Source organism: Kitasatospora sp. NPDC001225 (assembly GCF_053597855.1).
In genome coordinates, this window is record NZ_JBSFJC010000044.1 from 36,376 (window position 1) to 62,370 (window position 25,995).

36 protein-coding genes are annotated in these 25,995 nt (G+C 68.9%); 3 read left to right on the plus strand and 33 right to left on the minus strand.

Annotated features, from left to right (window positions below):
• Window positions 1-134: 134 nt before the first annotated feature.
• The 25 genes from map to ACWDCZ_RS17765 form a co-directional block, all read right to left on the minus strand.
• Window positions 135-974 carry a type I methionyl aminopeptidase gene (gene map, locus ACWDCZ_RS17645; RefSeq protein WP_049649046.1) on the minus strand — a complete coding sequence of 280 codons (840 nt, stop codon included), beginning with the start codon at window positions 972-974 and terminating at the stop codon, window positions 135-137.
• 117 nt (window positions 975-1,091) lie between these two features.
• Window positions 1,092-1,745: an adenylate kinase gene (locus ACWDCZ_RS17650; RefSeq protein WP_049649045.1), complete on the minus strand. Its 654-nt coding sequence runs from the start codon at window positions 1,743-1,745 to the stop codon at window positions 1,092-1,094.
• Window positions 1,745-3,055, minus strand: a complete 1,311-nt coding sequence (gene secY, locus ACWDCZ_RS17655; RefSeq protein ID WP_030055837.1) for a preprotein translocase subunit SecY — start codon at window positions 3,053-3,055, stop codon at window positions 1,745-1,747. Before secY ends, ACWDCZ_RS17650 begins: the two co-directional genes overlap by 1 nt.
• Window positions 3,056-3,364: 309 nt before the next feature.
• Window positions 3,365-3,817 carry a 50S ribosomal protein L15 gene (gene rplO, locus ACWDCZ_RS17660; protein ID WP_030280790.1) on the minus strand — a complete coding sequence of 151 codons (453 nt, stop codon included), beginning with the start codon at window positions 3,815-3,817 and terminating at the stop codon, window positions 3,365-3,367.
• Window positions 3,818-3,819: 2 nt separating this feature from the next.
• Complete coding sequence (gene rpmD / locus ACWDCZ_RS17665; RefSeq protein ID WP_049649044.1) at window positions 3,820-4,002, minus strand: 50S ribosomal protein L30; 183 nt, start codon at window positions 4,000-4,002, stop codon at window positions 3,820-3,822.
• Complete coding sequence (rpsE, locus tag ACWDCZ_RS17670) at window positions 4,002-4,625, minus strand: 30S ribosomal protein S5 (RefSeq protein WP_030055834.1); 624 nt, start codon at window positions 4,623-4,625, stop codon at window positions 4,002-4,004. Before rpsE ends, rpmD begins: the two co-directional genes overlap by 1 nt.
• A gap of 48 nt (window positions 4,626-4,673) precedes the next feature.
• Complete coding sequence (gene rplR, locus ACWDCZ_RS17675) at window positions 4,674-5,057, minus strand: 50S ribosomal protein L18 (protein WP_030280785.1); 384 nt, start codon at window positions 5,055-5,057, stop codon at window positions 4,674-4,676.
• 3 nt (window positions 5,058-5,060) lie between these two features.
• Entirely contained in the window at window positions 5,061-5,600 is a 540-nt protein-coding gene (gene rplF, locus ACWDCZ_RS17680) for a 50S ribosomal protein L6 (RefSeq protein ID WP_049649043.1), read from the minus strand.
• A gap of 22 nt (window positions 5,601-5,622) precedes the next feature.
• Window positions 5,623-6,030, minus strand: coding sequence for a 30S ribosomal protein S8 (gene rpsH, locus ACWDCZ_RS17685; protein WP_030055831.1), 408 nt, complete (start codon window positions 6,028-6,030; stop codon window positions 5,623-5,625).
• Between the two features lie 283 nt (window positions 6,031-6,313).
• A complete protein-coding gene (locus ACWDCZ_RS17690) occupies window positions 6,314-6,499 on the minus strand; it encodes a type Z 30S ribosomal protein S14 (protein WP_030055830.1) in 186 nt (61 codons plus the stop codon).
• A 3-nt stretch (window positions 6,500-6,502) separates the two neighbouring features.
• Window positions 6,503-7,072 (minus strand): 50S ribosomal protein L5, encoded by a 570-nt coding sequence (rplE, locus tag ACWDCZ_RS17695; protein WP_030393302.1) that lies wholly within the window; start codon window positions 7,070-7,072, stop codon window positions 6,503-6,505.
• Window positions 7,072-7,383, minus strand: coding sequence for a 50S ribosomal protein L24 (gene rplX, locus ACWDCZ_RS17700; RefSeq protein WP_030055828.1), 312 nt, complete (start codon window positions 7,381-7,383; stop codon window positions 7,072-7,074). The genes rplE and rplX overlap by 1 nt, the downstream gene beginning before the upstream one ends.
• A gap of 15 nt (window positions 7,384-7,398) precedes the next feature.
• Window positions 7,399-7,770 (minus strand): 50S ribosomal protein L14, encoded by a 372-nt coding sequence (rplN, locus tag ACWDCZ_RS17705; protein WP_030393301.1) that lies wholly within the window; start codon window positions 7,768-7,770, stop codon window positions 7,399-7,401.
• A gap of 102 nt (window positions 7,771-7,872) precedes the next feature.
• Window positions 7,873-8,145 carry a 30S ribosomal protein S17 gene (gene rpsQ, locus ACWDCZ_RS17710; protein ID WP_030055826.1) on the minus strand — a complete coding sequence of 91 codons (273 nt, stop codon included), beginning with the start codon at window positions 8,143-8,145 and terminating at the stop codon, window positions 7,873-7,875.
• Window positions 8,145-8,369 (minus strand): 50S ribosomal protein L29, encoded by a 225-nt coding sequence (gene rpmC / locus ACWDCZ_RS17715; RefSeq protein WP_049649042.1) that lies wholly within the window; start codon window positions 8,367-8,369, stop codon window positions 8,145-8,147. Before rpmC ends, rpsQ begins: the two co-directional genes overlap by 1 nt.
• On the minus strand, window positions 8,369-8,788 hold the full coding sequence (gene rplP, locus ACWDCZ_RS17720) for a 50S ribosomal protein L16 (protein ID WP_030055824.1): 420 nt from the start codon (window positions 8,786-8,788) through the stop codon (window positions 8,369-8,371). The genes rpmC and rplP overlap by 1 nt, the downstream gene beginning before the upstream one ends.
• Before the next feature lie 5 nt (window positions 8,789-8,793).
• Entirely contained in the window at window positions 8,794-9,618 is an 825-nt protein-coding gene (gene rpsC, locus ACWDCZ_RS17725) for a 30S ribosomal protein S3 (RefSeq protein WP_049649041.1), read from the minus strand.
• On the minus strand, window positions 9,618-9,965 hold the full coding sequence (gene rplV / locus ACWDCZ_RS17730; RefSeq protein WP_030055822.1) for a 50S ribosomal protein L22: 348 nt from the start codon (window positions 9,963-9,965) through the stop codon (window positions 9,618-9,620). The genes rpsC and rplV overlap by 1 nt, the downstream gene beginning before the upstream one ends.
• 57 nt (window positions 9,966-10,022) lie before the next feature.
• The gene (gene rpsS, locus ACWDCZ_RS17735; protein WP_030055821.1) at window positions 10,023-10,304 is read right to left on the minus strand and encodes a 30S ribosomal protein S19; all 282 of its coding nucleotides are present in this window, start codon (window positions 10,302-10,304) and stop codon (window positions 10,023-10,025) included.
• An 11-nt stretch (window positions 10,305-10,315) separates the two neighbouring features.
• The gene (rplB, locus tag ACWDCZ_RS17740) at window positions 10,316-11,152 is read right to left on the minus strand and encodes a 50S ribosomal protein L2 (RefSeq protein ID WP_030393297.1); all 837 of its coding nucleotides are present in this window, start codon (window positions 11,150-11,152) and stop codon (window positions 10,316-10,318) included.
• A gap of 43 nt (window positions 11,153-11,195) precedes the next feature.
• On the minus strand, window positions 11,196-11,513 hold the full coding sequence (gene rplW, locus ACWDCZ_RS17745) for a 50S ribosomal protein L23 (protein ID WP_030280768.1): 318 nt from the start codon (window positions 11,511-11,513) through the stop codon (window positions 11,196-11,198).
• Window positions 11,513-12,190: a 50S ribosomal protein L4 gene (gene rplD / locus ACWDCZ_RS17750; protein ID WP_049649040.1), complete on the minus strand. Its 678-nt coding sequence runs from the start codon at window positions 12,188-12,190 to the stop codon at window positions 11,513-11,515. Before rplD ends, rplW begins: the two co-directional genes overlap by 1 nt.
• Before the next feature lie 4 nt (window positions 12,191-12,194).
• Window positions 12,195-12,842 (minus strand): 50S ribosomal protein L3, encoded by a 648-nt coding sequence (gene rplC, locus ACWDCZ_RS17755; protein ID WP_030055817.1) that lies wholly within the window; start codon window positions 12,840-12,842, stop codon window positions 12,195-12,197.
• Between the two features lie 14 nt (window positions 12,843-12,856).
• A complete protein-coding gene (gene rpsJ, locus ACWDCZ_RS17760; RefSeq protein ID WP_012785157.1) occupies window positions 12,857-13,165 on the minus strand; it encodes a 30S ribosomal protein S10 in 309 nt (102 codons plus the stop codon).
• Between the two features lie 393 nt (window positions 13,166-13,558).
• On the minus strand, window positions 13,559-15,370 hold the full coding sequence (locus tag ACWDCZ_RS17765) for a hypothetical protein (RefSeq protein ID WP_449816340.1): 1,812 nt from the start codon (window positions 15,368-15,370) through the stop codon (window positions 13,559-13,561).
• Between the two features lie 287 nt (window positions 15,371-15,657).
• On the opposite strand from ACWDCZ_RS17765, the gene ACWDCZ_RS17770 reads away from it, so the two are divergent.
• The gene (locus ACWDCZ_RS17770) at window positions 15,658-17,418 is read left to right on the plus strand and encodes a hypothetical protein (RefSeq protein ID WP_449816341.1); all 1,761 of its coding nucleotides are present in this window, start codon (window positions 15,658-15,660) and stop codon (window positions 17,416-17,418) included.
• Between the two features lie 87 nt (window positions 17,419-17,505).
• Here the strand turns inward: ACWDCZ_RS17770 and ACWDCZ_RS17775 are convergent, their stop codons facing one another.
• The 6 genes from ACWDCZ_RS17775 to rfbB all read right to left on the minus strand — a co-directional run bounded on the left by ACWDCZ_RS17775 (window position 17,506) and on the right by rfbB (window position 22,812).
• Window positions 17,506-18,411, minus strand: coding sequence for a glycosyltransferase family 2 protein (locus tag ACWDCZ_RS17775; protein WP_220450048.1), 906 nt, complete (start codon window positions 18,409-18,411; stop codon window positions 17,506-17,508).
• A 4-nt stretch (window positions 18,412-18,415) separates the two neighbouring features.
• Window positions 18,416-18,814, minus strand: a complete 399-nt coding sequence (locus tag ACWDCZ_RS17780; RefSeq protein WP_049649037.1) for a DUF2304 domain-containing protein — start codon at window positions 18,812-18,814, stop codon at window positions 18,416-18,418.
• Window positions 18,811-19,500, minus strand: coding sequence for a glycosyltransferase family 2 protein (locus ACWDCZ_RS17785; RefSeq protein ID WP_049649036.1), 690 nt, complete (start codon window positions 19,498-19,500; stop codon window positions 18,811-18,813). The genes ACWDCZ_RS17780 and ACWDCZ_RS17785 overlap by 4 nt, the downstream gene beginning before the upstream one ends.
• 68 nt (window positions 19,501-19,568) lie before the next feature.
• On the minus strand, window positions 19,569-20,852 hold the full coding sequence (locus tag ACWDCZ_RS17790) for a lipopolysaccharide biosynthesis protein (protein WP_449811785.1): 1,284 nt from the start codon (window positions 20,850-20,852) through the stop codon (window positions 19,569-19,571).
• A gap of 50 nt (window positions 20,853-20,902) precedes the next feature.
• A complete protein-coding gene (gene rfbD, locus ACWDCZ_RS17795; RefSeq protein WP_074003961.1) occupies window positions 20,903-21,838 on the minus strand; it encodes a dTDP-4-dehydrorhamnose reductase in 936 nt (311 codons plus the stop codon).
• A complete protein-coding gene (gene rfbB, locus ACWDCZ_RS17800) occupies window positions 21,835-22,812 on the minus strand; it encodes a dTDP-glucose 4,6-dehydratase (protein WP_117488227.1) in 978 nt (325 codons plus the stop codon). The genes rfbD and rfbB overlap by 4 nt, the downstream gene beginning before the upstream one ends.
• 81 nt (window positions 22,813-22,893) lie before the next feature.
• Between rfbB and rfbA the strand changes: the two genes are divergently transcribed.
• Window positions 22,894-23,769 (plus strand): glucose-1-phosphate thymidylyltransferase RfbA, encoded by an 876-nt coding sequence (gene rfbA, locus ACWDCZ_RS17805; RefSeq protein ID WP_049649034.1) that lies wholly within the window; start codon window positions 22,894-22,896, stop codon window positions 23,767-23,769.
• A complete protein-coding gene (rfbC, locus tag ACWDCZ_RS17810) occupies window positions 23,766-24,365 on the plus strand; it encodes a dTDP-4-dehydrorhamnose 3,5-epimerase (protein WP_049649033.1) in 600 nt (199 codons plus the stop codon). The genes rfbA and rfbC overlap by 4 nt, the downstream gene beginning before the upstream one ends.
• A gap of 85 nt (window positions 24,366-24,450) precedes the next feature.
• On the opposite strand, the gene ACWDCZ_RS17815 is transcribed toward rfbC, so the two are convergent.
• Both ACWDCZ_RS17815 and ACWDCZ_RS17820 read right to left on the minus strand, forming a co-directional pair.
• Window positions 24,451-24,900 (minus strand): GtrA family protein, encoded by a 450-nt coding sequence (locus ACWDCZ_RS17815; RefSeq protein WP_416873597.1) that lies wholly within the window; start codon window positions 24,898-24,900, stop codon window positions 24,451-24,453.
• Window positions 24,897-25,859, minus strand: coding sequence for a glycosyltransferase family 2 protein (locus tag ACWDCZ_RS17820; RefSeq protein ID WP_049649032.1), 963 nt, complete (start codon window positions 25,857-25,859; stop codon window positions 24,897-24,899). Before ACWDCZ_RS17820 ends, ACWDCZ_RS17815 begins: the two co-directional genes overlap by 4 nt.
• Window positions 25,860-25,995 lie beyond the last annotated feature (136 nt).

Below are 25,995 nucleotides of genomic sequence, written 5' to 3' on the forward strand. Positions count from 1 at the left end.
CTCCTGCATCGCTCGTAACCGGACCGGCCGGAGCCGACCACTGCCAGCGCATAAAAATAGGACAAAAGCCCTGGAGGTCCAAACCTCCAGGGCCCTGATCCCTTGTCAGCAGCGGCAGTTGAGCGCCGTCAGGACTACGCGAGGGGGTCCGGAGCTGCGGTGATGCCCAGCTTGGCCAGCTCCGCCCTGCCGCCGTCGAAGGCGGTCAGCACCAGCGGACCCTGCTCGGTGACGGCCACCGAGTGCTCCCAGTGCGAGGCCCAGGTGCCGTCGTTGGTGACGACCGTCCAGTCGTCCTCCAGCACGGTGGTGTGCGGGGTGCCGAGCGACACCATCGGCTCGATCGCCAGCACGGTGCCGGGGACGAGCTTCGGGCCCTTGCCGCGGCCGCGCTCGACGTAGTTCAGCACGTGCGGCTCCATGTGCATCGCGGTGCCGATGCCGTGGCCGCCGTAGCCCTCGGTGATGCCCCACTTGCCCTTGGGCGGGAGCGGCTGGCGGCGGATGAAGCCCTCGATCGCCTTGGAGACGTCCACCAGGCGGTTGTTCTTCTTCATCTGGGCGATGCCGGCCCACATCGAGCCCTCGGTCACCCGGCTCAGCATCTCGACCTCCGGGCGGACCTCGCCGACCGCCACGGTGATGGCCGAGTCGCCGTGCCAGCCGTCCAGGATGGCGCCGCAGTCGATCGAGATGATGTCGCCCTCCTGGAGGGCCCGGTCGCCGGGGATGCCGTGCACGACCTCGTTGTTCACCGAGGCGCAGATCACGCCCGGGAACCAGAGCCCGCCGTGGTTGGCCCGGAAGTTCGAGGTGGCGCCGTGGTCGGTGATGACCTTGTCCGCGACGTCGTTGAGCTCCTGGGTGGTCACCCCGGGGGCGACCGCCTCGCGGCAGGCCTTCAGGGCCTCGGCGACGACCAGCCCGGCCGCTCGCATCTTCGCGATCTGCTCGGGGGTCTTGATCTCCACCATCTGGTCACGCCTTCCAAGTCCGGATTACCACTGCTACCACCGTACGACGCCGAAACGGCCGGGCCACCCGCGTGGGGCGGGCGACCCGGCCGTACCGTCGTACGTTCGCCGAGAGACTCAGCTGTCCTGCTTCAGCGCCTCGATCGAGCGGGCGGTGACCTCGTCCACCTTGCCGAGGGCCGAGATGGTCGCCACCAGGCCCTGCTGGACGTAGTAGTCGATGATCGGCTCGGTCTCCGTGTGGTAGACCTCCAGGCGCGTGCGCACCTTGTCCTCGGTGTCGTCCGAGCGCTGGTACAGCTCGCCGCCGCACTCGTCGCAGACGCCGTCGACCTTCGGCGGGTTGTAGTCCACGTGGAAGACGTGGCCACCGTCGTTGCGGCACAGGCGGCGGCCGGCGATCCGGCGGACGACCTCGTCCTCGGGGACCTCCAGGTCCAGCACGCCGTCCAGCTTGATGCCCTGCTCGGCGAGGAACTCGTCCAGCGCCTTGGCCTGCCCCAGGTTGCGGGGGAAGCCGTCGAGCAGGAAGCCGTTGACGGCGTCCGCCTGGAGCATGCGGTCCTTGGCCATCCCGATGGTGACCTCGTCCGGCACCAGGCGCCCCGCGTCCATGTAGGACTTGGCCTCGAGGCCCAGCGGGGTGCCCTGGCTGATGTTCGCACGGAACAGGTCGCCGGTGGAGATGTGGGGGATGGACAGGGTCTTGGCGAGCAGGTGCGCCTGAGTACCCTTCCCGGCCCCGGGAGGACCAACGAGGACGATACGCATCAGCGGAGGAACCCTTCGTAATTGCGCTGCTGGAGCTGGCTCTCGATCTGCTTCACAGTTTCGAGTCCGACGCCGACGACGATGAGCACGCTGGTGCCGCCGAACGGGAAGTTGGTCTGCTGTCCGAAGGCGACCAGGGCGATCATCGGGATCAACGCGATCAGGCCCAGGTAGAGCGAACCCGGCCACGTGATTCGGGTCAGCACGTAGTTCAGGTACTCGGCCGTCGGTCGGCCGGCCCGGATGCCCGGGATGAACCCACCATACTTCTTCATGTTGTCGGCAACTTCTTCGGGGTTGAAGGAGATGGCGACGTAGAAGAAGGCGAAGAAGACGATCAGCAGGAAGTACGTGGCCATGTAGATCGGGTGGTCACCCTTGACGAAGTTCGTCCGGATCCACGTGGCCCAGCCGGCCTGGCTGTTGGTCAGCTGGACCACCAGGGCGGGGATGTACAGCAGCGACGAGGCGAAGATGACCGGGATGACACCGGCCTGGTTCACCTTGAGCGGGATGTAGGTCGAGGTCCCGCCGAACGCGCGGCGGCCGATCATCCGCTTCGCGTACTGGACCGGGATCCGGCGCTGGGCCTGCTCGACGAAGATGACCAGCATCACGACGATGACGCCGACCGCGACCACGGAGAGGAACTCGACCCAGCCGCCGCCGATGGTGCCGGAGGTCTTGATCGCCCACATCGAGGACGGGAACTGCGCCGCGATCGAGGTGAAGATCAGCAGCGACATGCCGTTGCCGATGCCGCGGTCGGTGATCAGCTCACCGAGCCACATGATGACCGTGGTGCCGGCCGTCATCGTGAGCACCATGACGGCGATCCGGAACACGCTGGTGTCCGGGACGATCTGGTTGGCCAGCGGGCAGCCGGAGAACAGCGCGCCGCTGGAGGCCGTCGCCACGATGCCGGTGCCCTGGAGCACGGCGAGCGCGATGGTCAGGTAACGGGTGTACTGGGTGATCTTGGCCTGGCCGGCCTGGCCCTCCTTCTTCAGCATCTCCAGTCGCGGGATCACGACGGTGAGGAGCTGGAGGATGATGCTCGCCGTGATGTACGGCATGATGCCGAGGGCGAAGATCGTCAGTTGGAGGAGCGCGCCGCCGCTGAACAGGTTGACGAGCCCGAAGAGACCGCTGTTCTTGGTCTCCTTCACGCACTCGTTCACGGCCGTGAAGCTCACGCCCGGCATCGGAATGTGCGAGCCCAGGCGGAACAGCACCATGATGCCCAGCGTGAACAGCAGCTTCTTGCGCAGGTCGGGCGTCTGGAACGCCCGCGCGAACGCACTGAGCACGGTGCCTCCTGCGCCTCCCGCGCGTCGTCGGCGGGAGGGTCGGTCCTGAATGGGGAGTTTGCGGTTCGGGCCCCCGTACAGACGGCACAGGCGAGCCTACGCGCAGCCTACAAGGGAACTCCACGGACTCTAACAGTGCGCAGCCACTCGGAAGAAGCGCGTACCGCCCCTCCCCCACTCACGGGGTACGGGATGCCCGGGTTTGCCACACAAAAGAACGAGCGCCTTCCGGCCCGATGTCCCCGGGAACGGCACGAGCCCCGCACCTCCCGGAGGAGGTGCGGGGCTCGAAGGCGGATCTCAGCGGGCTCAGACGAGCTCGGTGACCGTACCGCCGGCGGCCTTGATCTTCTCGGCGGCGGAGCCGGAGACGGCGTCGACCGTCACCTGCAGCGCAACCGAGACCTCGCCGGTGCCGAGCACCTTGACGAGGGAGTTCTTGCGAACCGCGCCCTTGGCGACCAGGTCCTCGACAGTGACCTCGCCACCCTGCGGGTAGAGCTCGGCCAGCTTGTCGAGGTTGACAACCTGGAACGTGATCTTGAACGGGTTCTTGAAGCCCTTCAGCTTCGGCAGGCGCATGTGGAGCGGCATCTGGCCACCCTCGAAGCGCTGCGGAACCTGGTAGCGGGCCTTCGTGCCCTTGGTACCACGACCGGCAGTCTTACCCTTGGAGCCCTCACCACGACCCACGCGGATCTTGTCGGTCTTGGCACCCGGGGCGGGACGCAGGTTGTGGATCTTGATCGGGTTGTCGCCCATGATCAGTCCACCTCCTCAACCGTCACCAGGTGACGGACCGTGTGGGCCATCCCGCGGATCTCGGGACGGTCCTCCTTCACCACGACGTCGTGCATGCGCTTGAGACCAAGCGTACGCAGGGTGTCACGGTGGTTCTGCTTGCTGCCGATGTACGACTTGGTCTGCGTGATCTTCAGGCGAGCCATCAGGCGCTCACCCCAGCAGCACGCGCCCGCAGCAGAGCGGCGGGGGCCACGTCCTCCAGCGGCAGGCCACGACGGGCGGCGATCTCCTCGGGGCGCACGAGGCCCTTCAGAGCAGCCACGGTGGCGTGCACGATGTTGATCGCGTTGTCCGAGCCGAGCGACTTCGACAGGATGTCGTGAATGCCGGCGCACTCCAGGACGGCGCGCACCGGACCACCGGCGATAACACCGGTACCGGGGGCGGCGGGCTTCAGGAGCACGACGCCGGCGGCCTTCTCACCCTGGATCGGGTGCGGGATGGTGCCCTGGATACGGGGGACCTTGAAGAAGTTCTTCTTGGCCTCCTCAACACCCTTGGCGATGGCGGCCGGAACCTCCTTCGCCTTCCCGTAACCGACACCCACGGTGCCGTCACCGTCGCCCACCACGACCAGCGCGGTGAAGCTGAAACGACGACCACCCTTGACAACCTTGGCGACACGGTTGATCGCGACAACGCGCTCGACGTAAGCGGTCTTCTCGACGGCGGGGGCGTTGCCCCGGTCGTCACGCTTACGGTCGCGCCGCTCGCCACCGCCGGTGCCGCCGCCGGCGCCGCTACCGCGGCGCTGGGGTCCAGCCATTGGAATTACCTCTCTCGATTACGTCCGTCGACTGAGCCGACGAGCGGCTTAGAAGTCGAGCCCGGCCTCACGAGCCGCGTCCGCCAGGGCGGCGATGCGGCCGGCGTACCGGTTGCCCGCGCGGTCGAAGACGACCGACTCGATGCCGGCGGCCTTGGCGCGCTCGGCGACCAGGCTCCCGACCTTCTTGGCCAGCTCGGTCTTGTCGCCCTCGGCGCCCTTGATGGACACGTCGAGGGTGGACGCCGACGCCAGGGTGTGACCCTTGGCGTCGTCGATGACCTGGGCGACCATGTGACGGTTCGAACGCGTCACGACGAGGCGCGGACGCACCTCGGTGCCGACGACGCGCTTGCGAACGCGGATCGCGCGGCGCTTGCGAGCGGCGCTCTTGTAGGCGTTGCCCTTGCCGATCTTGACAGAGACACTCATCGCTTACTTACCACTCTTTCCGACCTTGCGGCGGATGACCTCGCCCGCGTACTTGACACCCTTGGCCTTGTACGGGTCCGGCTTGCGCAGCTTGCGGATCTTCGCGGCGACCTCGCCGACCTTCTGCTTGTCGATGCCGTCCACGTGGAACTTGGTGGCCGACTCGACGACGAAGGAGATGCCCTCGGGGGCCTCGACGAGGATCGGGTGGCTGTAGCCCAGCTGGAACTCCATGTTGGAGCCCTTCGCCAGAACTCGGTAGCCGACACCGCTGATCTCCAGCGACTTGCGGTAGCCCGCGGTCACGCCGGTGATCATGTTCGCCACCAGCGTGCGGGAAAGGCCGTGCAGGGCCTTCGACAGACGCTCGTCGTTGGGGCGGGTGACGAGCAGCGTGCCGTCCTCGCCCTTACCGATCTCGATCGGCGCGGCGACAACGTGGGTGAGGGTGCCCTTCGGGCCCTTCACCGAGACCGCCTGGCCATCGATGGTGACGTCCACGCCAGCGGGGACCTGGATGGGCAGCCGTCCAATGCGCGACATTGCTGTACCTCCGTTTCCCGAATTACCAGACGTAGGCGAGAACTTCTCCGCCTACGCCCTTCTTGGCGGCCTGCTTGTCGGTGAGGAGACCCGAAGACGTGGAGATGATCGCCACGCCCAGGCCGCCGAGCACCTTCGGCAGGTTGGTGGACTTTGCGTAAACGCGCAGACCCGGCTTGCTGATGCGCTTGATGCCGGCGATGGAGCGCTCACGGTTGGGGCCGAACTTGAGCTCGATGGTCAGCTTCTTGCCGACCTCGCCCTCGACGGGCTCCTCAACCTTGTAGGAGGAGATGTACCCCTCCTGCTGCAGGATCTCGGCGACGTGCGCCTTGATCTTGCTGGCCGGCATCGCCACGGAGTCGTGGTACGCCGAGTTCGCGTTACGCAGACGCGTGAGCATGTCTGCGATGGGGTCGGTCATGGTCATGATGGCCTCAGGCCTCTCTCGCCGCGGTTTCTCCGCGCCAGGTCCCCCTGCCGCACTCTTCCGAGTTCGTCAGGGGCACAAGCGCAGGGGACCTGCGACGTCGTAAGACTGGGTGCGAGCCCTCCAGAAGGGCCACGGGCGTCCATGGGGAAGCCGTGGCAGGGGGCCCGACCCCACTACCTTACGGGAATCCGTACGGTAGGCCCAAAACGGGCCGGTGTGGGATCGGGCACCTCTGCTTCGCTGTGTGCCTAAAGTGCCTGGTCCCTCTGTTGGGAGAGGACTACCAGGAGCTCTTGGTCACGCCCGGCAGCTCGCCGCGGTGCGCCATCTCACGAAGGCAGACACGGCACAGGCCGAACTTGCGGTACACCGAGTGCGGACGGCCGCAGCGCTGGCACCGGGTGTAGGCCCGGACGCCGAACTTCGGCTTGCGCTCGGACTTCGCGATGAGGGACTTCTTCGCCATGTGTTACGCCTCCTTGAACGGGAAGCCCAGAGCGCGCAGGAGCGCCCGGCCCTCGTCGTCGGTCTGGGCGGTGGTCACGACGGTGATGTCCATACCGCGCTGACGGTCGACCTTGTCCTGGTCGATCTCGTGGAACATGACCTGCTCGGTCAGACCGAAGGTGTAGTTGCCACGGCCGTCGAACTGCTTCGGGGAGAGGCCACGGAAGTCACGGATACGCGGCAGGGCCAGCGACACCAGACGGTCCAGGAACTCCCACATGCGGTCACCACGGAGGGTGACGTGGGTGCCGATCGGCTGGCCCTCGCGCAGCTTGAACTGCGCGATGGACTTGCGAGCCTTGGTCACGGCCGGCTTCTGACCGGTGATCGCGGTCAGGTCGCGGATCGCGCCCTCGATCAGCTTGCTGTCACGGGCGGCCTCGCCGACACCCATGTTGACGACGACCTTGACCAGGCCGGGCGTCAGCATGACGTTCTCGTACGAGAACTGCTCCTGCAGCTGACCCTTGATCTCGGAGTTGTAACGCTCCTTGAGACGGGGGGTCACCTTCTCAACAGTCGTCTCAGACATCAGATGTCCTCACCGGTTCGCTTGGCAACGCGGATCTTGTTGCCCTCGTCATCGAAGCGGTAGCCAACGCGGGTGACGACCTTCTTGCCGTCCTTCTCCACGACCAGCTGGACGTTGGAGACGTGCACCGGCGCCTCGACGGTGACGATGCCACCCTGAGTGCCCGGGCCCGGCTTGGTGTGCTTCTTGACCCGGTTCACACCCTCGACCAGGACCTTGTTCTCGGCGGGCATGGCCTGGATGACCTTGCCCTGCTTGCCGCGGTCCTTGCCGGTGATGACCTGAACCAGGTCACCCTTCTTGATCTTCATGCTGTTCGCCATGAGTTAGAGCACCTCCGGCGCAAGCGAGATGATCTTCATGAACTTCTTGTCACGCAGCTCGCGGCCCACCGGGCCGAAGATGCGGGTACCACGGGGGTCACCATCGGTGTTCTTCAGAACGACCGCGGCGTTCTCGTCGAAGCGGATGTACGAGCCATCCGGACGACGGCGCGACTTCACGGTACGGACGACGACGCACTTGACGACGTCACCCTTCTTCACCGAACCGCCGGGGATCGCGTCCTTGACGGTCGCGACGATGACGTCCCCGATACCGGCGTAGCGGCGACCGGAACCACCGAGAACGCGGATGCAAAGGATTTCCTTCGCGCCCGTGTTGTCGGCGACACGCAGTCGCGACTCCTGCTGGATCACAGCTTTCTCCTGATCGTCAACGAGAGCTGACGGGCCGGCCGCTGCTCACACCAGCGCCCGCGAGGGACCTGGTGCACATACGGCCGTACCGCATCAACTTCGTTACTTGGCCTTCTCGAGGATCTCGACGACGCGCCAGCGCTTCGTCGCGGACAGCGGGCGGGTCTCCGCGAGGAGGACCCGGTCGCCGATGCCGCAGGCGTTCGCCTCGTCGTGCGCCTTCAGCTTGTTCGTACGGCGGATGACCTTGCCGTACAGAGCGTGCTTGACGCGGTCCTCGACGGCGACGACGACGGTCTTGTCCATCTTGTCGCTGACGACGAGACCCTCACGGGTCTTGCGGAAACCGCGCGTCTCGTTGGTGTTCTCAGTCATCAGGCGCTCTCCACCGTCTCGATGCCCAGCTCGCGCTCGCGCATCAGGGTGTAGATCCGCGCGATGTCCTTACGGACGAGCTTGAGCCGTCCGTGGTTGTCGAGCTGCCCGGTCGCCGCCTGGAAGCGGAGGTTGAACAGCTCCTCCTTGGCCTCACGGAGCTTGGCAACGAGACCCTCGTTGTCCAGCTCGCGGAGGTCAGCAGCCTTGGTGCCGGCCGACATCAGCTCTCACCTGCCTCGCGCCGGATGATCCGGCACTTCATCGGGAGCTTGTGAGCTGCGCGGGTCAGCGCCTCACGAGCCACCTTCTCGTTGGGGTACGACAGCTCGAACATGACCCGACCCGGGTGCACGTTCGCGATCCACCACTCGGGCGAACCCTTACCGGAACCCATGCGGGTCTCGGCCGGCTTCTTGGTGAGCGGACGGTCCGGGTAGATGTTGATCCAGACCTTGCCGCCACGCTTGATGTGACGGGTGACGGCGATACGAGCGGACTCGATCTGCCGGTTCGTCACGTAGGCCGGGGTGACGGCCTGGATGCCGTACTCGCCGAAGGCGAGCTCGGTGCCACCCTTGGCAGCGCCACGACGCTTCGGGTGGTGCTGCTTGCGGTGCTTGACCCGACGGGGGATCAGCATGGGAGTCAGGCCTCCGTTCCGGTGTTCTCGGCAGCCGGCGCCTCAGCGGCCGGGGCCGCGGGGGCCTCGGCAGCGGCGGGACGACGGCCACGGCCACCGCGCTCGCCACCACGGCGGTCGCCACCGCGGGCGGGACGACCACCCTCGGGACGGGCCGGGCGGTTGCCCGAGCGGGCAGCGGCGTTCTCAGCGCGGACCTCGGCGATGTTCTTGACGTCGCCCTTGTAGATCCAGACCTTCACGCCGATGCGGCCGAAGGTGGTCTTGGCCTCGAAGAAGCCGTAGTCGACGTTCGCACGCAGGGTGTGCAGCGGCACACGACCCTCGCGGTAGAACTCCGACCGGCTCATCTCGGCGCCGCCGAGACGACCGGAGCACTGGACCTTGATGCCCTTGGCGCCGGACTTCATGGTGCCCTGCATCGACTTGCGCATGGCACGGCGGAAGGAGACGCGGGAGGACAGCTGCTCCGCGACGCCCTGAGCCACGAGCTGGGCGTCCAGCTCGGGGTTCTTGACCTCGAGGATGTTCAGCTGGACCTGCTTGCCGGTCAGCTTCTCGAGGTCGCCGCGGATGCGGTCGGCCTCGGTGCCACGGCGACCGATGACGATGCCGGGGCGGGCGGTGTGGATGTCGACGCGGACGCGGTCGCGGGTGCGCTCGATCTCAACCTTCGAGATGCCGGCGCGCTCCATGCCCTTCGTCATCATGCGACGAATGGCAACGTCTTCCTTGACGTAGTCCTTGTACAGCTTGTCGGCGTACCAGCGGGACTTGAAGTCCGTGCTGATGCCGAGGCGGAACCCGTGCGGGTTAACCTTCTGGCCCATTACCGGGTCCCTTCCTTGCTGCTGACGACCACGGTGATGTGGCTGGTCCGCTTGCGGATCCGGTAGGCGCGGCCCTGGGCACGCGGGCGGAACCGCTTCAGGGTCGGACCCTCGTCAACGTACGCCTCGCTGATGACGAGGTCGTCCACGTTGGAGTGGTTGTAGTTGTGCGCGGCGTTGGCAATGGCGCTGTCGAGCACCTTGCCGACCGGCACGGTGGCGGCCTGCGGAGCGAAACGCAGGACGGCCTGGGCCTCCGTGGCCGGCAGGCCACGGATGAGGTCCACCACGCGGCGGGCCTTCATGGGCGTGACGCGGATGTACCGCGCCTGGGCCCTGGCTTCCATGGTTGTCCCCTTAATGGAGTAAGTCATTGAGTCGTTCTGGCGGTGAAGCTCAGGCGACTAGCGACGCTTCGACTTGCGGTCGTCCTTGACGTGGCCGCGGAAGGTGCGGGTCGGAGCGAACTCGCCCAGCTTGTGGCCGACCATCGACTCGGTGACGAACACCGGGACGTGCTTGCGACCATCGTGAACCGCGATCGTGTGGCCGAGCATGGCCGGGAAGATCACGGAGCGGCGGGACCAGGTCTTGATGACGTTCTGGGTACCCGCCTCGTTCTGCGCGTCCACCTTCTTGAGAAGGTGGCCGTCGATGAAGGGGCCCTTCTTGAGACTGCGCGGCATCTGACCTGCTCCTAGCGCTTCTTGTTGGTCTTGCGGCGGCGCACGATGAGAGCGTCCGACGCCTTCTTCGGGCGACGGGTACGACCCTCCTTCTGGCCCCACGGCGAGACCGGGTGGCGACCACCAGAGGTCTTACCCTCACCACCACCGTGCGGGTGGTCGATCGGGTTCATGGCGACACCACGCACGGTCGGGCGAACGCCCTTCCAGCGCATGCGGCCGGCCTTGCCCCAGTTGATGTTCGACTGCTCGGCGTTGCCGACCTCGCCGACGGTGGCGCGGCAGCGCGCGTCGACCAGGCGGATCTCGCCGGAGGGCATGCGCAGGTGCGCCATCTTGCCCTCACGCGCCAGCAGCTGGATGCCGGAGCCGGCCGAGCGGGCCAGCTTGGCACCGCCGCCGGGACGCAGCTCCACCGCGTGGATGGTGGTACCGACCGGGATGTTGCGCAGCGGCAGGTTGTTGCCCGGCTTGATGTCGGCGCCAGCGCCGTTCTCGATCCGGTCGCCCTGCGTGATGCCGCGCGGCGCGATGATGTAGCGCTTCTCGCCGTCCGCGTAGTGCAGCAGCGCGATGCGCGCGGTGCGGTTCGGGTCGTACTCGATGTGCGCGACCTTCGCCGGCACGCCGTCCTTGTCGTGACGACGGAAGTCGATCACGCGGTAGGCGCGCTTGTGACCGCCACCCTGGTGGCGAACGGTGATCCGACCGGCGTTGTTACGGCCGCCCTTGCTGTGCAGGGGGCGAACCAGCGACTTCTCCGGGGTGGACCGCGTGATCTCTACGAAGTCGGCCACGCTGGAGCCACGACGGCCCGGCGTAGTCGGCTTGTACTTGCGGATGCCCATTTGGCTCTCTCGTCCTCGTCCTTATCGACGATCACGATCTCCGTTAGGAGACCGGACCACCGAAGATGTCGATGCGGTTGCCCTCGGCCAGCGTCACGATGGCGCGCTTGGTGTCCTTGCGCTTGCCAAAGCCCGTCTTGGAGCGCTTGCGCTTGCCCTGACGGTTGATCGTGTTGACAGCCTCGACCTTGACCGAGAAGACCGCCTCGACGGCCTGCTTGATCTGGGTCTTGTTGGCGCCCGGCGACACGATGAACGTGTACTTGTTCTCGTCGAGAAGGCTGTAGCTCTTCTCGGAGATGACCGGCTTCACCAGGACGTCACGGGGGTCCGTGAACGTCTTGCTCGTAACGTCGCTCATCAGGCGGCGCTCCCTTCGAGCTCGCCCTCAGCGGCAACGGCCTTGGCGGACGCGGCCGGACCGGCCACGAAACGCTCGAAGGCGGCCTGGGTGAAGACCACATCGTCGGAGACGAGCACGTCGTAGGTGTTCAGCTGACCGGCGTCCAGGATGTGCACGTGCGGCAGGTTGCGAGCGGACTTCAGGCCCAGCTCGTCCTCGCGCTCGACGACCAGGAGGACGTTCTTGCGCTCGGTGATCTTGCCGAACAGGCTCTTGGCGGCCTTGGTCGACGGCACCTCGGCCGCGACCACGTCGGTGACGACGTGGATGCGGTTGTGGCGGGCCCGGTCGGTGAGCGCACCGCGCAGAGCGGCGGCGATCATCTTCTTCGGGGTCCGCTGCGAGTAGTCGCGCGGCACGGGACCGTGCACGACGCCACCGCCGGCGAACTGCGGCGCACGGGTCGAGCCCTGACGGGCGCGGCCGGTGCCCTTCTGGCGGTACGGCTTCTTGCCGCCACCGCGGACCTCGCCACGAGTCTTGGTCTTGTGGGTGCCCTGACGGGCCGCAGCGAGCTGCGCCACGACGACCTGGTGCATCAGCGGAACGCTGACCTTCGCGTCGAAGATCTCGGCCGGAAGCTCGAGGCTGCCGGTCTTGTCGCCCGAGGGCGACAGGATGTCAATGGTGCTCATATCCTCACAGCCCCTTCGCCGCGGTGCGGACGAGGACGAGGCCGCCGTTCGGGCCCGGGATTGCGCCCTTGATCAGGAGCAGCCCCTTCTCCGCGTCAACGGCATGGATGGTCAGGTTCTGGGTGGTCACACGCTCGTGGCCCATCCGGCCGGCCATCCGTACGCCCTTGAACACGCGACCCGGGGTGGCGCAGCCACCGATCGAGCCGGGCGAGCGGTGCTTGCGCTGCACACCGTGACCGGCGCCGAGGCCCCGGAAGTTGTGGCGCTTCATGACACCGGCGAAGCCCTTGCCCTTGGAGGTGCCGGTCACGTCGACCTTGACACCCGCCTCGAACAGCTCGGCGGTGATCTCCTGGCCCAGGGTGTACTCGGAGGCGTCCGAGGTACGGAGCTCGACCAGGTGGCGGCGCGGGGTGACACCGGCCTTGGCGAAGTGGCCCGCGAGGGGCTTGTTCACCTTGCGGGGGTCGATCTCGCCGAAGCCGATCTGGACGGCGTCGTAGCCGGCCGGGCTGTCGGCGGTGTGGACCTGGGTCACGACATTGGGCCCAGCCTTGACGACGGTCACCGGGACGACCCGGTTGTTCTCGTCCCAGACCTGGGTCATGCCGAGCTTCTCGCCCAGGATGCCCTTAATCTGCTTAGCCATCTTCGGTGCGCCTCTCAGAGCTTGATCTCGATGTCGACGCCAGCCGGCAGGTCGAGACGCATGAGCGAGTCAACCGTCTTCGGCGTGGGGTCGAGGATGTCGATCAGACGCTTGTGAGTACGCATCTCGAAGTGCTCGCGCGAGTCCTTGTACTTGTGCGGCGAGCGGATGACGCAGTACACGTTCTTCTCAGTGGGCAGCGGCACCGGGCCCGCGACCTGCGCACCAGTACGAATCACCGTCTCGACGATCTTCTTCGCCGAGGAGTCGATGACCTCGTGGTCGTAGGCCTTGAGCCGGATGCGGATCTTCTGTCCCGCCATGGCTACTCAGTAGTCCTTTGTCCTTAGTCACTTCGCGACTCCCCCTCCGACCCCCGCGCTCGGGCGTGTCGCACTCGCGCTTGCAAAAAACCGGCGAAGTAATTCGTCGGTTTAAAACTTTCGGGGTGAGGGGTGCCGGGTCGAGGCCCCGCACACGCTTCCCGGAAGATTCCCGTACTTTCGCCCCGCAGCTGCCGTGGCGTAGAACTCACGCTTGACGGCCATCACGGGAACGACGAGTACATGGGACTCGCTTCCGGTCCTCCCGGCGGGAGGCGCGCAGCATCGGCACTCAACCGAGCAACTTGGACATACTGCCACATGGAGCAGCCCGGATGCCAATCGGGGCCGGTGAGGCGCTCCTCACCGGCCCCGATGGGGTGACGTCCCCGCTCAGTCCTTGCGCCAGAGCACCCAGCCCCGGTCCTTGTTGAACTTCGCGACGTGCCAGCCGGGCCGCGCGTCCGGCCAGCTGGTCTGCGGCAGGTCGCCCTTGCTCCAGCCGGCCAGGTACGCGGTGGCCGCCTCCGGCGGGGCGGAGCCGTCCTTCAGGTCGTCCGACCAGACCCGGCCCCAGTACACCTCGTAGGCCATCGACATCCGGGTGTCCCAGTCGAGGTCCATGTCCAGGACGACGTTGTCGCCCTTGCGCAGGCCCGCCTCCTTGGCCACGCCCACCGCCTGGTACTTGCGGGCCTTGGCGTGCGGCTCGGAGACGTTGTCGGTGACGGCGACCGTCGCGTAGGCGGCGAACAGCGTCACGCACCCCACCACCGCGGCCACCACCCGGCGCCCGCCGGCCACCCGCAGCAGCAGGCAGGCGCCCAGCACCGCCAGCGCGCCGAAGCTCGTCCGGACCATGTGCAGGTCGTCCCAGGTCGAGGCCAGGAACATCGCGTCCGGCACCGTCCATGGACTGACCCAGAGCTTGAGCGCGGCGCCCGCGTACGCGCCGACCGACAGCTGGATGATCCCGATCGCCGCCACGCCGGCCAGCGCCGTCCACAGCAGCGCGCGGACCCCGGCCCGCCACAGCGCGGCCAGGCCGACCACCATGAACATCGGCACCAGCACCGCGCAGTACCGGGCGTACACCCAGTTGTCGGTCCGGTCGTTGTCCGCCAGCCCGGCCGCCGAGGCCAGCGCGGTGCCGAACAGCAGGGCCACCATGGTGAAGGCCACCACCCGCTCGGCCACCGTGTACCGGCGCCGGAAGACGACCACCACGCACAGCACCAGGGCGACCGCCCCGAAGCCGTACGTCGAGGTCATGAAGTACCAGAGCTGCCCGAAGGTGCGGGCGATGATCGTGCCGATGTACTTGCTGTCCCCGAGGTTCTCGAAGACCTTGTTGCCGACGGTGCTCGGCGGCACGTCCTTGAACTGGTTCTCGACGAAGCGCGCCAGCAGCTTCGCGCCCAGGTACGACAGCCCGAGCCCGCCGACGCCGGCCAGCGAGGCGAGCCGCGGCGCCCAGCCGACGGCCAGCACCACCACCAGGACCAGCGCGGTCAGCGCCACGACCACGCCGCCGCGGTCGTGGGTGGCCATCGAGAAGCCGGCCGCCAGGCCCGTCCCGGCCGCGTACAGCGCGCGCCGGCGCGTCGTGCCGGGCGAGAGCCAGCCGTGCATCGCGAGCAGCCAGGCCAGCAGGATCACCGGCAGCACGGTGTCCGACATCACGAACTGGGAGTAGAAGACCACCGGCGGCACCAGCGCCACGGCGGCGCCCACCAGGTACGCGTGCGGCCGGGACAGGCCCACCCGGCGCGCCGCCGCCACGGCGAGCGGGAACACCAGCGCGTTGAGCAGCGCGTTGATGCCCATGATCAGGTGGTACGCGGTGGCCGGGGTGTCGGCGATCCGCAGCGCCGGCGAGATCAGCAGCGGGTACCCGCCGGGGATCACCACGCCGACCGGCATCTCGGTGGTCGGCCGTCCGGCCAGCACCCGCGCGATCACCAGGTAGGAGTCCTCGTCGGCGTGCACCGACGGGAAGTAGTTGTGGATCGACAGCACCAGGCGGAACGCCACCTGGCCGCCGTACCCGAGCAGCAGGACCACCGGCCAGAACCAGCGGTGGGCGGCCAGCGCCCGCAGCCGGGGCGGCACGGCCAGGGCCCGGGTGGCGGGCGCGCTCCCGCCGCCTTCCTCACCCCGGCCCGGCCCGTCGGACGTGTGGGCAGAGTCGATCAGCGGCTGCACCGAGACACTTCCCTACTTGTATGAGTTGACGATCTCGTCATGGCCGGCTCCGGACGGCGCGCCACGGTTCCCACCACTCGTCGAAGCGCATCGGCAGTGTGCCACGCGGTGATCGGCCGGAGCCAACGCGCGCCTCCCCCGTTGACGACAACGGCCCGTACGGGAACGGTGGTTCGGCCCGTGCGGATCCCCCGACCGAGGTGCTGGCAGAATCGCGGTGTCCGGCCACCGAAACCACACACCGCCCCCGCATCCGAACCGCTGCGGGAGAGCAGAAGGACCGAACAGTGACGACGAGCGTCCAGCCCGCCCCCGCCGAGGGCAGGCATCAGGGCATACCGCCCAGTCAGAGGAGACGGGCCGCCGCTCTTCGCCTCCCCGCCGTCCTCTGGACCGCGGAGATCCTGACCGCGGCCACGGCGGCGCTGCTGATGACCGGGCTGGCCTGGTCCGTCCGGCTGAACCCCATGTCGAGGGTCGGCCAGGTCAGCGGCCTCGCCGCGCTCCAGCTCCGGCTCCTGCTGCTGATCGGCGTCGTCGTCCTGGTCCTGGTGCCGGCGATGCGCCGCTGGGCGGACCTCCCGGTGCGGTTCGCCGCCGCCGCGGTCGCCGGCCTGTCCTCCGGCGTCCTGGCCGCCGGCATCTCGCTCGCGCTGCGCGACACCAACTGGCCGCTGTACGCCCAGCAGGGCGACTCCGGCAGCCTCCAGGCCTGGGTCGGCGCCCTGATGGACGGCAAGTCCCTCGACGGCGCCTACCCGCCGCTGTTCCCGCACATCGTCGCCTTCGTCGCCGAGCACGTCACCCACGGGCAGGTCGGCTACGCGCTCAAGCTCGTCGACCTGCTGTTCGTCGCGATGCTCGGCCCGCTCGCCTACCTGTCCTGGCGCCTGCTGCTGCCCCCGCTCTGGGCGCTCGGGATCGGCGTCACCGCCGCCCTGCCGATGGCGCAGCCGTACAAGCCGTACACCACCTTCGTGCTCGTCGCCTTCCTCCCCGTGCTGGCGAAGCTGATGCAGCTCCTCCAGCGCGCCCCGGAGCTCCCGCGCCGCACCGCGGCCGTCCGCGGCGCCGTGCTCGGCCTCGGGATCGGGCTGCTGTTCCTCCTCTACTCCGGCTGGTTCGTGTGGTCCGCGGCCGGAGTGGTGGTGCTCACCGTGGTGCTGCTGCTGCGCGCCCGCCGGACCGGCGGCACCCGCGGCCTGCTCAACGGCCTGTGCGCGATCGGCGCCGCCGGCGGGGTCTTCCTGCTCGTCTCCGGCGTCTACCTGGTCCGGCTGCTCGGCTCCGCGGGCAGCACCATCGACCGGTACTGCTACTTCGACACCTACACCGAGCCGACCTACTTCGCGATGTGGCGCGACGACCTCCCCGGCACCGACGGCCAGAGCACCTGGCCGGTCCCCGGGGAGATCGGCGGAGTCGGCCTCTTCACGATCCTGCTGCTGGTCGGCCTGGGCGTGGCGCTGGCCCTCGGGATCGGCCGGACCACCGTCCTGACCGCCGCCGCCTGCACCGCGAGCGCCCTGCTGATGCGCTACTGGTACGCCTCCCACATGGAGCGCGACCAGGCCGTCATGCTCTACCCGCGCACCAGCGCCCAGCTGCTCTACTGCCTGCTGGTCCTCGTCGGCCTGGCGTGCTACCTGGTCGTCCGCCGCCGCCAGGGCCCCGCCACGGCCCCCGCCGCCGAGTCGGCCGAGGACACCGGCCGCCGGCTGCCGCTGCGCCTCAACCCGCGCGGTGTGGCCGTCGGCGCCATCTGCGCGCTGGGCCTGCTCTTCGGCATGGCCGGCTCCGCCACCGCCAGCAAGTACATGCCGGACCCGCACTGGGGCCCCGGCGCGCTGGCCTGGATCGCGCAGAGCACCGCCGACACCAAGGGGCACTGCTCGCGCTACGCGCCCAACGGCCAGTGCAAGCAGCCGCGGGACATCAGCGACCTGCTCGTGCCGCTGCCCGACCCCGGGAAGCTGATGTGCCCGAAGGTCAACCCGTACCCGCCCCGGCAGCCCGACCCGCTGGGCCCCTCCGGCTTCGGCGAGTAGCCCCCGGCGGGCCGCCCGCGAACGCCACTGGGCCGGTAGTCCGAACTCGGACTACCGGCCCAGTGCCGTACCAGTGGGTGCGAGCGGTCAGTGCCGGTCGCCGCCGGTCAGCGCGTGGCGGACCAGCACCTTGGCGCCGGCCCGCTCGCCGCGCTTCAGGGCGCCCGGCAGCATGGTCAGCGCGTGCAGGCGCGAGGCGCTGCGGAACCGGGCCGCACGGGCGGCCTTCGGCCAGCCGCGGGCGTCCATCCGCTCCGCCACCGCGTTGAAGTACCGCTCCGCCTCGGTGAACCGGGTGCCGGAGAAGGCCTGCACCGAGGACTCGCTGACGGCGTGCCGCCGGTACTGGAAGACGACGGTGGTGTTGTCCACCAGCATCTGCTCGCCGCGCTCCAGCAGGTCGACGACCAGGGCCAGGTCCTGGATCACCGAGTACTCGTCGCGGAAGTTGACCGCGCGCAGCGCCTCGCCCCGCCAGCAGATCGACGGGAAGTAGAGCCAGTTGCCGCGCAGCACGCTCGCGGCCAGCTCCTCGCCGCCCATCAGCCGCCGGCCCTTGACGGTCGGCGCGTAGATCTTCTCCTTGACGTTGTCCGCCAGGCCGGAGCGGCTGACCTCGCCGTTGCCGTCGATGACCTCGACGCCCGGCTGCACCATGCCCAGGTCCGGGTTGTCCTTGACGATCGCCCGGACGGTCTCCAGGTAGTGCGGGTGCAGCAGGTCGTCGCAGCCCATGATGACCACGTGGTCGGCCGTGGACAGCTCCACGCACTTCTGGAAGTTCTTGGTGATGCCGAGGTTGTGCTCGTTGCGCAGGTAGCTCACCCGGTCGTCGCCGAGCGAGGCGAACCAGCCCGGGACGTCCGGCTCCTTGCCGTCGTCTATGACGGTCAGCCGGAAGTCCCGGTCGGTCTGCGCGAGGATGCTCCGCACCGCGGCCTGCATCAGCGCCACGTCGCCGTAGTACGGCAGCATGAACTCGAAGGTCGCCACGGGATCAGGCCTTGCTGCGGTCGACCGGCGCCGAGACCGGCAGGTCCAGGTCGAAGCGCTCCTCGTTCAGGCGGGCGCCCTCGTTGATCGCCACGGTCCGCGCCAGGTCGGTGAGCTTCTTCTCCAGCGAGCGGAAGCGCAGGAAGGTGTTCAGGGTCAGGAAGCCCATCCCCAGCACCATCCCGTACAGCACCAGGTCGGTGCCGCGGCCGACGCCGAGCTGGTGGGCCAGCCAGGTCACGTCGGTGGGACGCAGCACCGCGTAGATGTTCACGACCACGAAGACCGAGAACGCGATGCGCTTCCAGGCGCGGGTGTTGGCACGGTCCCAACGCCGGATGAACATGAAGGCGAGAGTGACCGAGCCGAGAATGAGAACCAGCTGGATCCAGAAGAATTTCATCGGCGGCTACGCTCCCGCAGCGAGATGTCGAAGATGATGTTGACGCCGTTGATCAGGGACTGACCCTTGGCGCGTGAGTAGTCGGTGTACAGGATGTCCACCGGGAGTTCGGCGACCCGGAGGTCCGAGCCGGCGAGGAAGCTGACGATCTCCGACGCGTGCGCCATGCCGTTCATGGTGATCCGCAGCCGGCCGGCGGCCTCGCGGTTCAGCACGCGCAGACCGTTGTGGGCGTCGGTCAGCTTGAGCTTGCGAGCGGTCGGGCTGACGGTCGCCGCGGTGCGCAGGACGACCCGCTTGATCCACGGCACCTGCCCGTTCTGCTCGATGAAGCGCGAGCCGAGGACGACGTCCGTGTCGCCCTCCCGCAGCAGGGCGACCATCTTCTCGACGTCGGCGGTCTGGTGCTGGCCGTCCGCGTCGAAGGTGGCGAAGTACTTGGCGCCCGGCTGGGCCAGGGCGTAGGCGAGGCCGGTCTGGAGGGCGGCACCCTGGCCGAGGTTGACCGGGTGGCGCACCAGGTGCGCGCCCGTCTCCATGATGTGCTTGGCCGAGTCGTCGCCGCTGCCGTCATCGACGACCACGATGTTCGGGAACGTCTTTCGCGCCCCCTCCACAACGTCGGCGATCACCTGGCCCTCGTTGTAGGCCGGGATCACCAGCCAAACATCGTCGTACTGGGACACGGAGGCTCCATGAATGGGGTCTGGCCCGCGCTGCTGCGCGGCGATCTGAAGATGAGGGGCGGACACGGTCAGTCACCGGCCGTCCGGCTGCTCAACACCGCGGCGTTCGGGTCCCCCGACTGCTGGACGAGGCCGGCGGAGTTCGTCGCCGAACGGGCGAAACTCTGCCTCAGGACCGCCAGCATACCGAGGACGGTGGCCACGGAACCCGCCGTGTACGCAACGACCACGCGGGTGGACACGTCGCCCGGCATGAAGGTGATCGCGGCGAGGACCGCCGTGCCGACCGCCCAGCAGAGCAGCTGAAGGTTGTGCCGCTTGAATACCATCAGCGCCTGGCCGAGCACCATCGCGAACATGTACGCCACGGTTCCGGCGGACATCCAGAAGAAGTCGAGGCAGCCGAGCACCGGCTTGGCGCCGAACAGCACCTGGATCAGCCAGGGGCCGAGGGCGACCGCCGGGATGCCGCCGAGCACGCCGAGCCCGCCGACCACGGCGCCGATCTTCTTGAGCATCCCGGTGAAGGCGGCCCGGTCCCCGACCGCGATCGCGGCGGAGAGGCCGTTCAGCAGCGAGGCCTGGAGCGAGCCGAAGACGAACAGCGGCACCCGGGCCAGCACCAGCGCGTTGAGCAGGGCGGCGATCAGCGCGGAGTCGGAGGGCGCGAGCAGCTTGGTGCTCACCACGGCCGCGTTCACCACGACCTGGGAGAGCAGCGTCGAGCAGATCAGCAGGCCGAGCCCGGAGCAGAGTTCGGACCAGCCGACCTGCTCGCCGGGCTTCACCGCGCGCAGCAGCGGCGGCAGCGTGACGATCGTGGCGATGATCGGCGCGACGGCCAGGATCAGGCTGAACGCGAGCGCCGAGTGCACCCCGGCCACGGCGAAGGCGAAGGCCAGGCCGATCCGCAGGCCGCCGTCCAGGCCGAGCTGGGTGCCGTACGCGCCGAAGCGGCCGAGGCCGGCCAGCACGCCGCGGGTGAGGTAGCAGACGGCCATGCCGGTGAAGGCCCCGCCGAGCGCCAGCACCAGCGAGCGGTCGCCGTGGAACATCGACCGGGCGATCGGGCCGGAGGCGGCGCCGAGGGCGACCAGGGTCGCCGCGAGGATCCCGCCGGTGAGCAGGGTCGCCCGGCGCAGCACCGGCGCGGCGCCGTGGCCGAGCGCCGCGCGCGCCGAGACGATCCGGGTGAGCTCCTGCTCGATCGGGAAGAAGACGCCGATGCCGACCGACATCACGATCGTCCACAGCAGCGAGACGTTCGCCATGTCGTCGACCGACAGGCTGTGGCCCGCCACTCCGAGGTGGATGTAGGAGGCGGCACCCAGTACGACAGTGCCGCCGGCCACCGCCAGGGTTCCCGGCGGTAGCGCGGCAGCCACCTTCGTCAGTGCGTTCTTCACTGAGGTCTGTCGCTCTCCGTGGTCCGGGCCGTGGCGGCCAGTTCGGCGAAGACGGGCGTGGCCAGGGCCTCGGCCAGCATGGTCCGCCACTCGGGCAGCGGCGCCAGCCCGGCGGCGGCCCAGCGGTCGTGGGCCAGCACGCTGAAGGCGGGGCGGGCGGCCGGGCGGACGAAGGCCTCCGACGTGGTCGGGCGGATCCGCTCCGGGTCCAGCCCGCTCAGCGCGTAGGTCTCGCGGGCCAGTCCGCACCAGGTGGTCCGGCCGCTCGCGGTGCCGTGGTAGACCCCGGCCGGGGCCTGCCCGGCGAGCGCGGCCCGGCCGAGCTCGACCAGGCGGCCGGCCAGCGCGTACGACCAGGTCGGCTGGCCGTGCTGGTCGTCCACCACGTCCAGGGTGTCGCGCTGGGCGGCGAGCTTGAGCATGGTGGCCACGAAGTTCGGGCCGTGCTCGCCGTACAGCCAGGCGGTGCGCACGACGTAGCCGTGCTCGGGGAGCAGTTCGGCGACCGCCCGCTCCCCCACCAGCTTGCCGCGGCCGTACGCGTTCACCGGCGCGGTCGGGGCGTCCTCCGGGCAGGGCTCGGTGGCGTCGCCCGGCAGGACGTAGTCGGTGGAGACGTGCAGCAGCCGCGCGCCGCTCTTGGCGCAGGCCTCGGCCAGGTGGCGCACACCGGTGCCGTTGACGGCGGTGGCGGCGTCCTCCTCGGCCTCCGCGGCGTCGACGTTCGTCCACGCGGCGCAGTTGACCACGATGTCGTGGCCCTCGACGGCGGCCTGGACGGCCGCCGGGTCGGTGATGTCGAGGTCCGCCCGGCGCAGCGCGGTGATCTCGGCGGTCCCGTCGGCGCCCAGCACCGAGAGCAGGTCCTGCCCGAGCATCCCGGCCGCGCCGGTGACCAGCCAGCGCACGGGCGCGGCGGCGTTCGCGGTCACTTGGCCAGGGCCGCCTTCTGCTTCAGCGGCTCCCACCAGGCGCGGTTCTCGCGGTACCACGCGATGGTCGCGGCGAGGCCGTCCTCGAAGCGGACCTGCGGCTCGTAGCCGAGCTCCTCACGGATCTTGCTGATGTCGATCGAGTAGCGGAGGTCGTGGCCCTTGCGGTCCTCGACGTGCTCGACCATGTCCCAACCCGCGCCGGCGGCCTCCAGCAGCAGGCCGGTCAGCTCCTTGTTGGTGGCCTCGGTGCCGCCGCCGATGTTGTAGACCTCACCCGCGCGGCCGCCGCGCATGACCAGCTCGATGCCCCGGCAGTGGTCGGAGACGTGCAGCCAGTCGCGGACGTTGCCACCGTCGCCGTACAGCGGCACCTTCTTGCCGTCGATCAGGTTGGTGGTGAACAGCGGGATGACCTTCTCCGGGAACTGGTAGTGCCCGTAGTTGTTGGAGCAGCGGGTCACCACGACGTCCATGCCGTGGGTGCGGTGGTACGCCAGCGCCAGCAGGTCGGAGGAGGCCTTGGAGGCCGAGTACGGGGAGTTCGGCTCCAGCGGCCAGGTCTCGGTCCAGGAGCCCTCGCTGATCGAGCCGTACACCTCGTCGGTGGAGATGTGCACGAAGCGGCCGACGCCGTGCTTGCGCGCGGCGTCGAGCAGGACCTGGGTGCCGACGACGTTGGTCAGCACGAACGGGCCCGCACCGGCGATCGAGCGGTCCACGTGGGACTCGGCGGCGAAGTGCACCACCACGTCGTGGCCCGGCATGACCTGGTCGACGGCGTCCGCGTCGCAGATGTCGCCCTGGACGAAGGTGTAGCCCTTGTGGTCGGCCACCGGGGCGAGGTTCTCCAGGACGCCCGAGTAGGTGAGCTTGTCAAAGACCGTGATCCGGGCGTTCTCGTCAGCCCCGAGGAGCTGACGGACGAACTCCGAACCGATGAACCCGGCGCCGCCGGTCACGAGGATGCGCATAATGCGCGTAGTCTACCGCCGCCCGAACGCCCCTCCGACCCGGCCCCTCCCGCGTTCACCGATCTCGAATAGGGTGCTCCCATGCGTGGAATCCTCCTGGCCGGCGGCACCGGCTCGCGGCTGTGGCCCCTGACCCGTGCGGTGTCGAAGCAGCTCCTCCCGGTCTTCGACAAGCCGATGATCTACTACCCCCTCTCGACCCTCGTGATGGCCGGGATAAGCGAAATCCTGATCATCACCACCCCGAACGACCGGGACCAGTTCGAACGGCTGCTGGGCGACGGTTCCCAGTTCGGCCTGAAGCTGCAGTACGCCGTCCAGGAGAAGCCCGAGGGCATCGCCCAGGCCTTCGTGCTCGGCGCGGACTTCATCGGCGACGAGCCGGTGGCCCTGATCCTCGGCGACAACATCTTCCACGGCACCGGCCTGGGCACCTCGCTCACCGAGCACTCCGACATCAAGGGCGGCCGGGTCTTCGCCTACCCCGTGGCCGACCCGACCGCGTACGGCGTGGTCGAGTTCGACGAGAGCGGCCAGGTCATCTCCATCGAGGAGAAGCCGACCGAGCCCAAGTCCCGCTACGCCGTCCCCGGCCTGTACTTCTACGACAACCGGGTCGTCGAGATCGCCCGCACCCTGGAGCCGAGCGCCCGCGGCGAGCTGGAGATCACCGCCGTCAACGACGCCTACCTGCGCACCGGCGACCTGCACGTGACGACCCTCGACCGCGGCACCGCCTGGCTGGACACCGGCACGTTCGTGTCGATGGTCCAGGCCTCGGAGTTCGTCCGGGTCATCGAGGAGCGCCAGGGCTTCAAGATCGGCTGCATCGAGGAGGCCGTCTGGCGGGCCGGGCTGATCGACGACGCCCAGCTGCGCGAGCTCGCCGAGCCGCTGCTGAAGAGCGGCTACGGCCAGTACCTGGTGGACCTGCTCGACGAGGCGGCCGCCAAGTGAAGTTCCGCGAGCTCTCCATCGAGGGCGCCTTCGAGATCACCCCGCAGGTGCACGGCGACGCCCGTGGCCACTTCACCGAGTGGTACCGCTTCGACCTCCTCGCCGAGGTCGTCGGCCACCCGCTGGACCTGGCCCAGGCCAACCTGTCGCTGTCCGCCAAGGACGTCGTCCGCGGCATCCACTTCGCCGACGTCCCGCCCGGCCAGGCCAAGTACGTGGCCTGCACCCGCGGCGCGGTGCTGGACGTCATCGTCGACCTGCGGGTCGGCTCGCCGTCCTTCGGCAAGTGGGAGTTCGTCCGGCTGGACGACACCGAGCGCACGGCCGTCTACATCCCGGAGGGCCTCGGCCACGGCTTCTGCGCCCTGAGCGACGACGCCACGCTGACCTACCTCTGCTCGGCGACGTACAACCCGACCGGCGAGCACGGCGTGCACCCGCTGGACCCGGACCTCGGCATCGAGTGGCCGACCGACGCCCCGCAGCTCTCCGCCCGTGACGCGGTCGCGCCCACCCTCGCGGAGGCGCTCGCCACCGGCCTGCTGCCGGACTACCAGGCCTGCAAGGCCTACACGGACTCGCTGAAGCAGCAGTAACGGCGGGGCCCGACCCACGGAGGGGACGCGTGCAGCGGCACGCGTCCCCTCCGTCGTCGTACCGGCCGCCGGCCGCGCGCCGGGCTCAGCTCCTCCGGAAGACCCACAGCTTGAGCAGCACGAACCGGGCCACCGTGGCGAGGCCGTTGGCCGCCACCAGCCCGGCCACCTCGACCACCCGGGAGGCGTGCGGCAGCGCCGCGTCCAGCAGCGCCAGCGCGCCGCTGCTGAGGCCCAGCCCGATCAGGAACGCGACCGCGCCCTGGAGCTGGTGGCGCACCGCGCCGTCCGAGCCGGTGATGCCGAAGGTGAAGCGGCGGTTGGCCGCGGTGTTGGCCACCGCACTGACCGCCAGGGCCACCAGGTTGGCCGTCTGCGAGGAGGCGACCAGCCGCAGCAGGACGAACAGGGCCAGGTAGAAGAGGGTGCTCAGCACCCCGATGACCAGGAAGGACGGCAGCTGCCGGCGGACCGGCCGGGCCGCCCCGGCGGGCTCGTCGCGCTCGCCCCGGTCCGCGGAGAGGGTCTCGTTCACGCGCCCGTACCGTACCGGTCCTGCTCCTCGGCGGAGTCGTAGCCGACGAAGTACGCGGGCCGGGCCTGGACCGCCGAGTAGATCCGACCGACGTACTCGCCGAGCAGGCCGACGCAGACCAGCTGCACGGCGCCGATGAAGAGCATCCCTATGAACAGCGAGGACCAGCCGGGCACGGTGGACCCGACGGCGTACGCGACCGTGGTGTAGATCGCCAGCAGGAGGCAGACCAGGAAGCTGAACAGCCCCAGCCAGGTGGCCAGCCGCAGCGGGGCGGCGGAGAAGTTGGTGACGCTGTCCAGCGCGAGCCGGAGCATCTTCGAGAGCGGGTAGTGGGTGCTGCCCGCGACCCGCTCCTCGCGCACGTAGACCACCTCGCCGCTGGGGAAGCCCAGCCACGGCACCAGCAGCCGGTAGACCGGCTGGTGCTCGGGCATCGCCTTGAGCGCGTCCACCGCCGCCCGGCTGAGCAGCCGGAAGTCGCCGGCCTGGTTGGGCATCCGCTTGCCGACCAGCTTGCGCATCAGCCAGTAGTAGCCGCCGGCGGTGTGCCGCTTGAAGAAGGTGTCGGTGCCGCGGTCGCCGCGCACGCCGTAGACGATGTCCAGGTGCTGCTCGCGGGCGAGCTCCAGCATCTCGGGGATCTTCTCCGGCGGGTCCTGGAGGTCGGCGTCGATGGAGACCACGTAGTCGCCGTGGGCGCGGTGGATGCCGGCGGTGAGGGCGGCCTGGTGCCCGGAGTTGCGGGCGAAGCGGACGATGCGGAACTCCGGCCAGTCCTGGCGGATCTTCTGCATCAGCACCGGGGTGACGTCGGTGCTGCCGTCGTCCACCCCGACCACCTCGTAGGCCACGTCGAGCCCGTCGAGGATCGGCCGCAGCCGTTCGACGGTCAGCGGGAGCGCCTCCTGCTCGTTGTAGATCGGCATCACGACCGACAACAGCGGTGCCGTTGACATGCGTTGGTCCCACTTTCCGCGACGGCGGGCTGGATGGTGGCCCGACCATAACAGTCGGCGATGAGCGGCCGCTGAAAGGCGGTGCGCTCCGGTGAACTGCCCATGAGACGCCGAAGGGCCCCGCGCACCGTGCGGT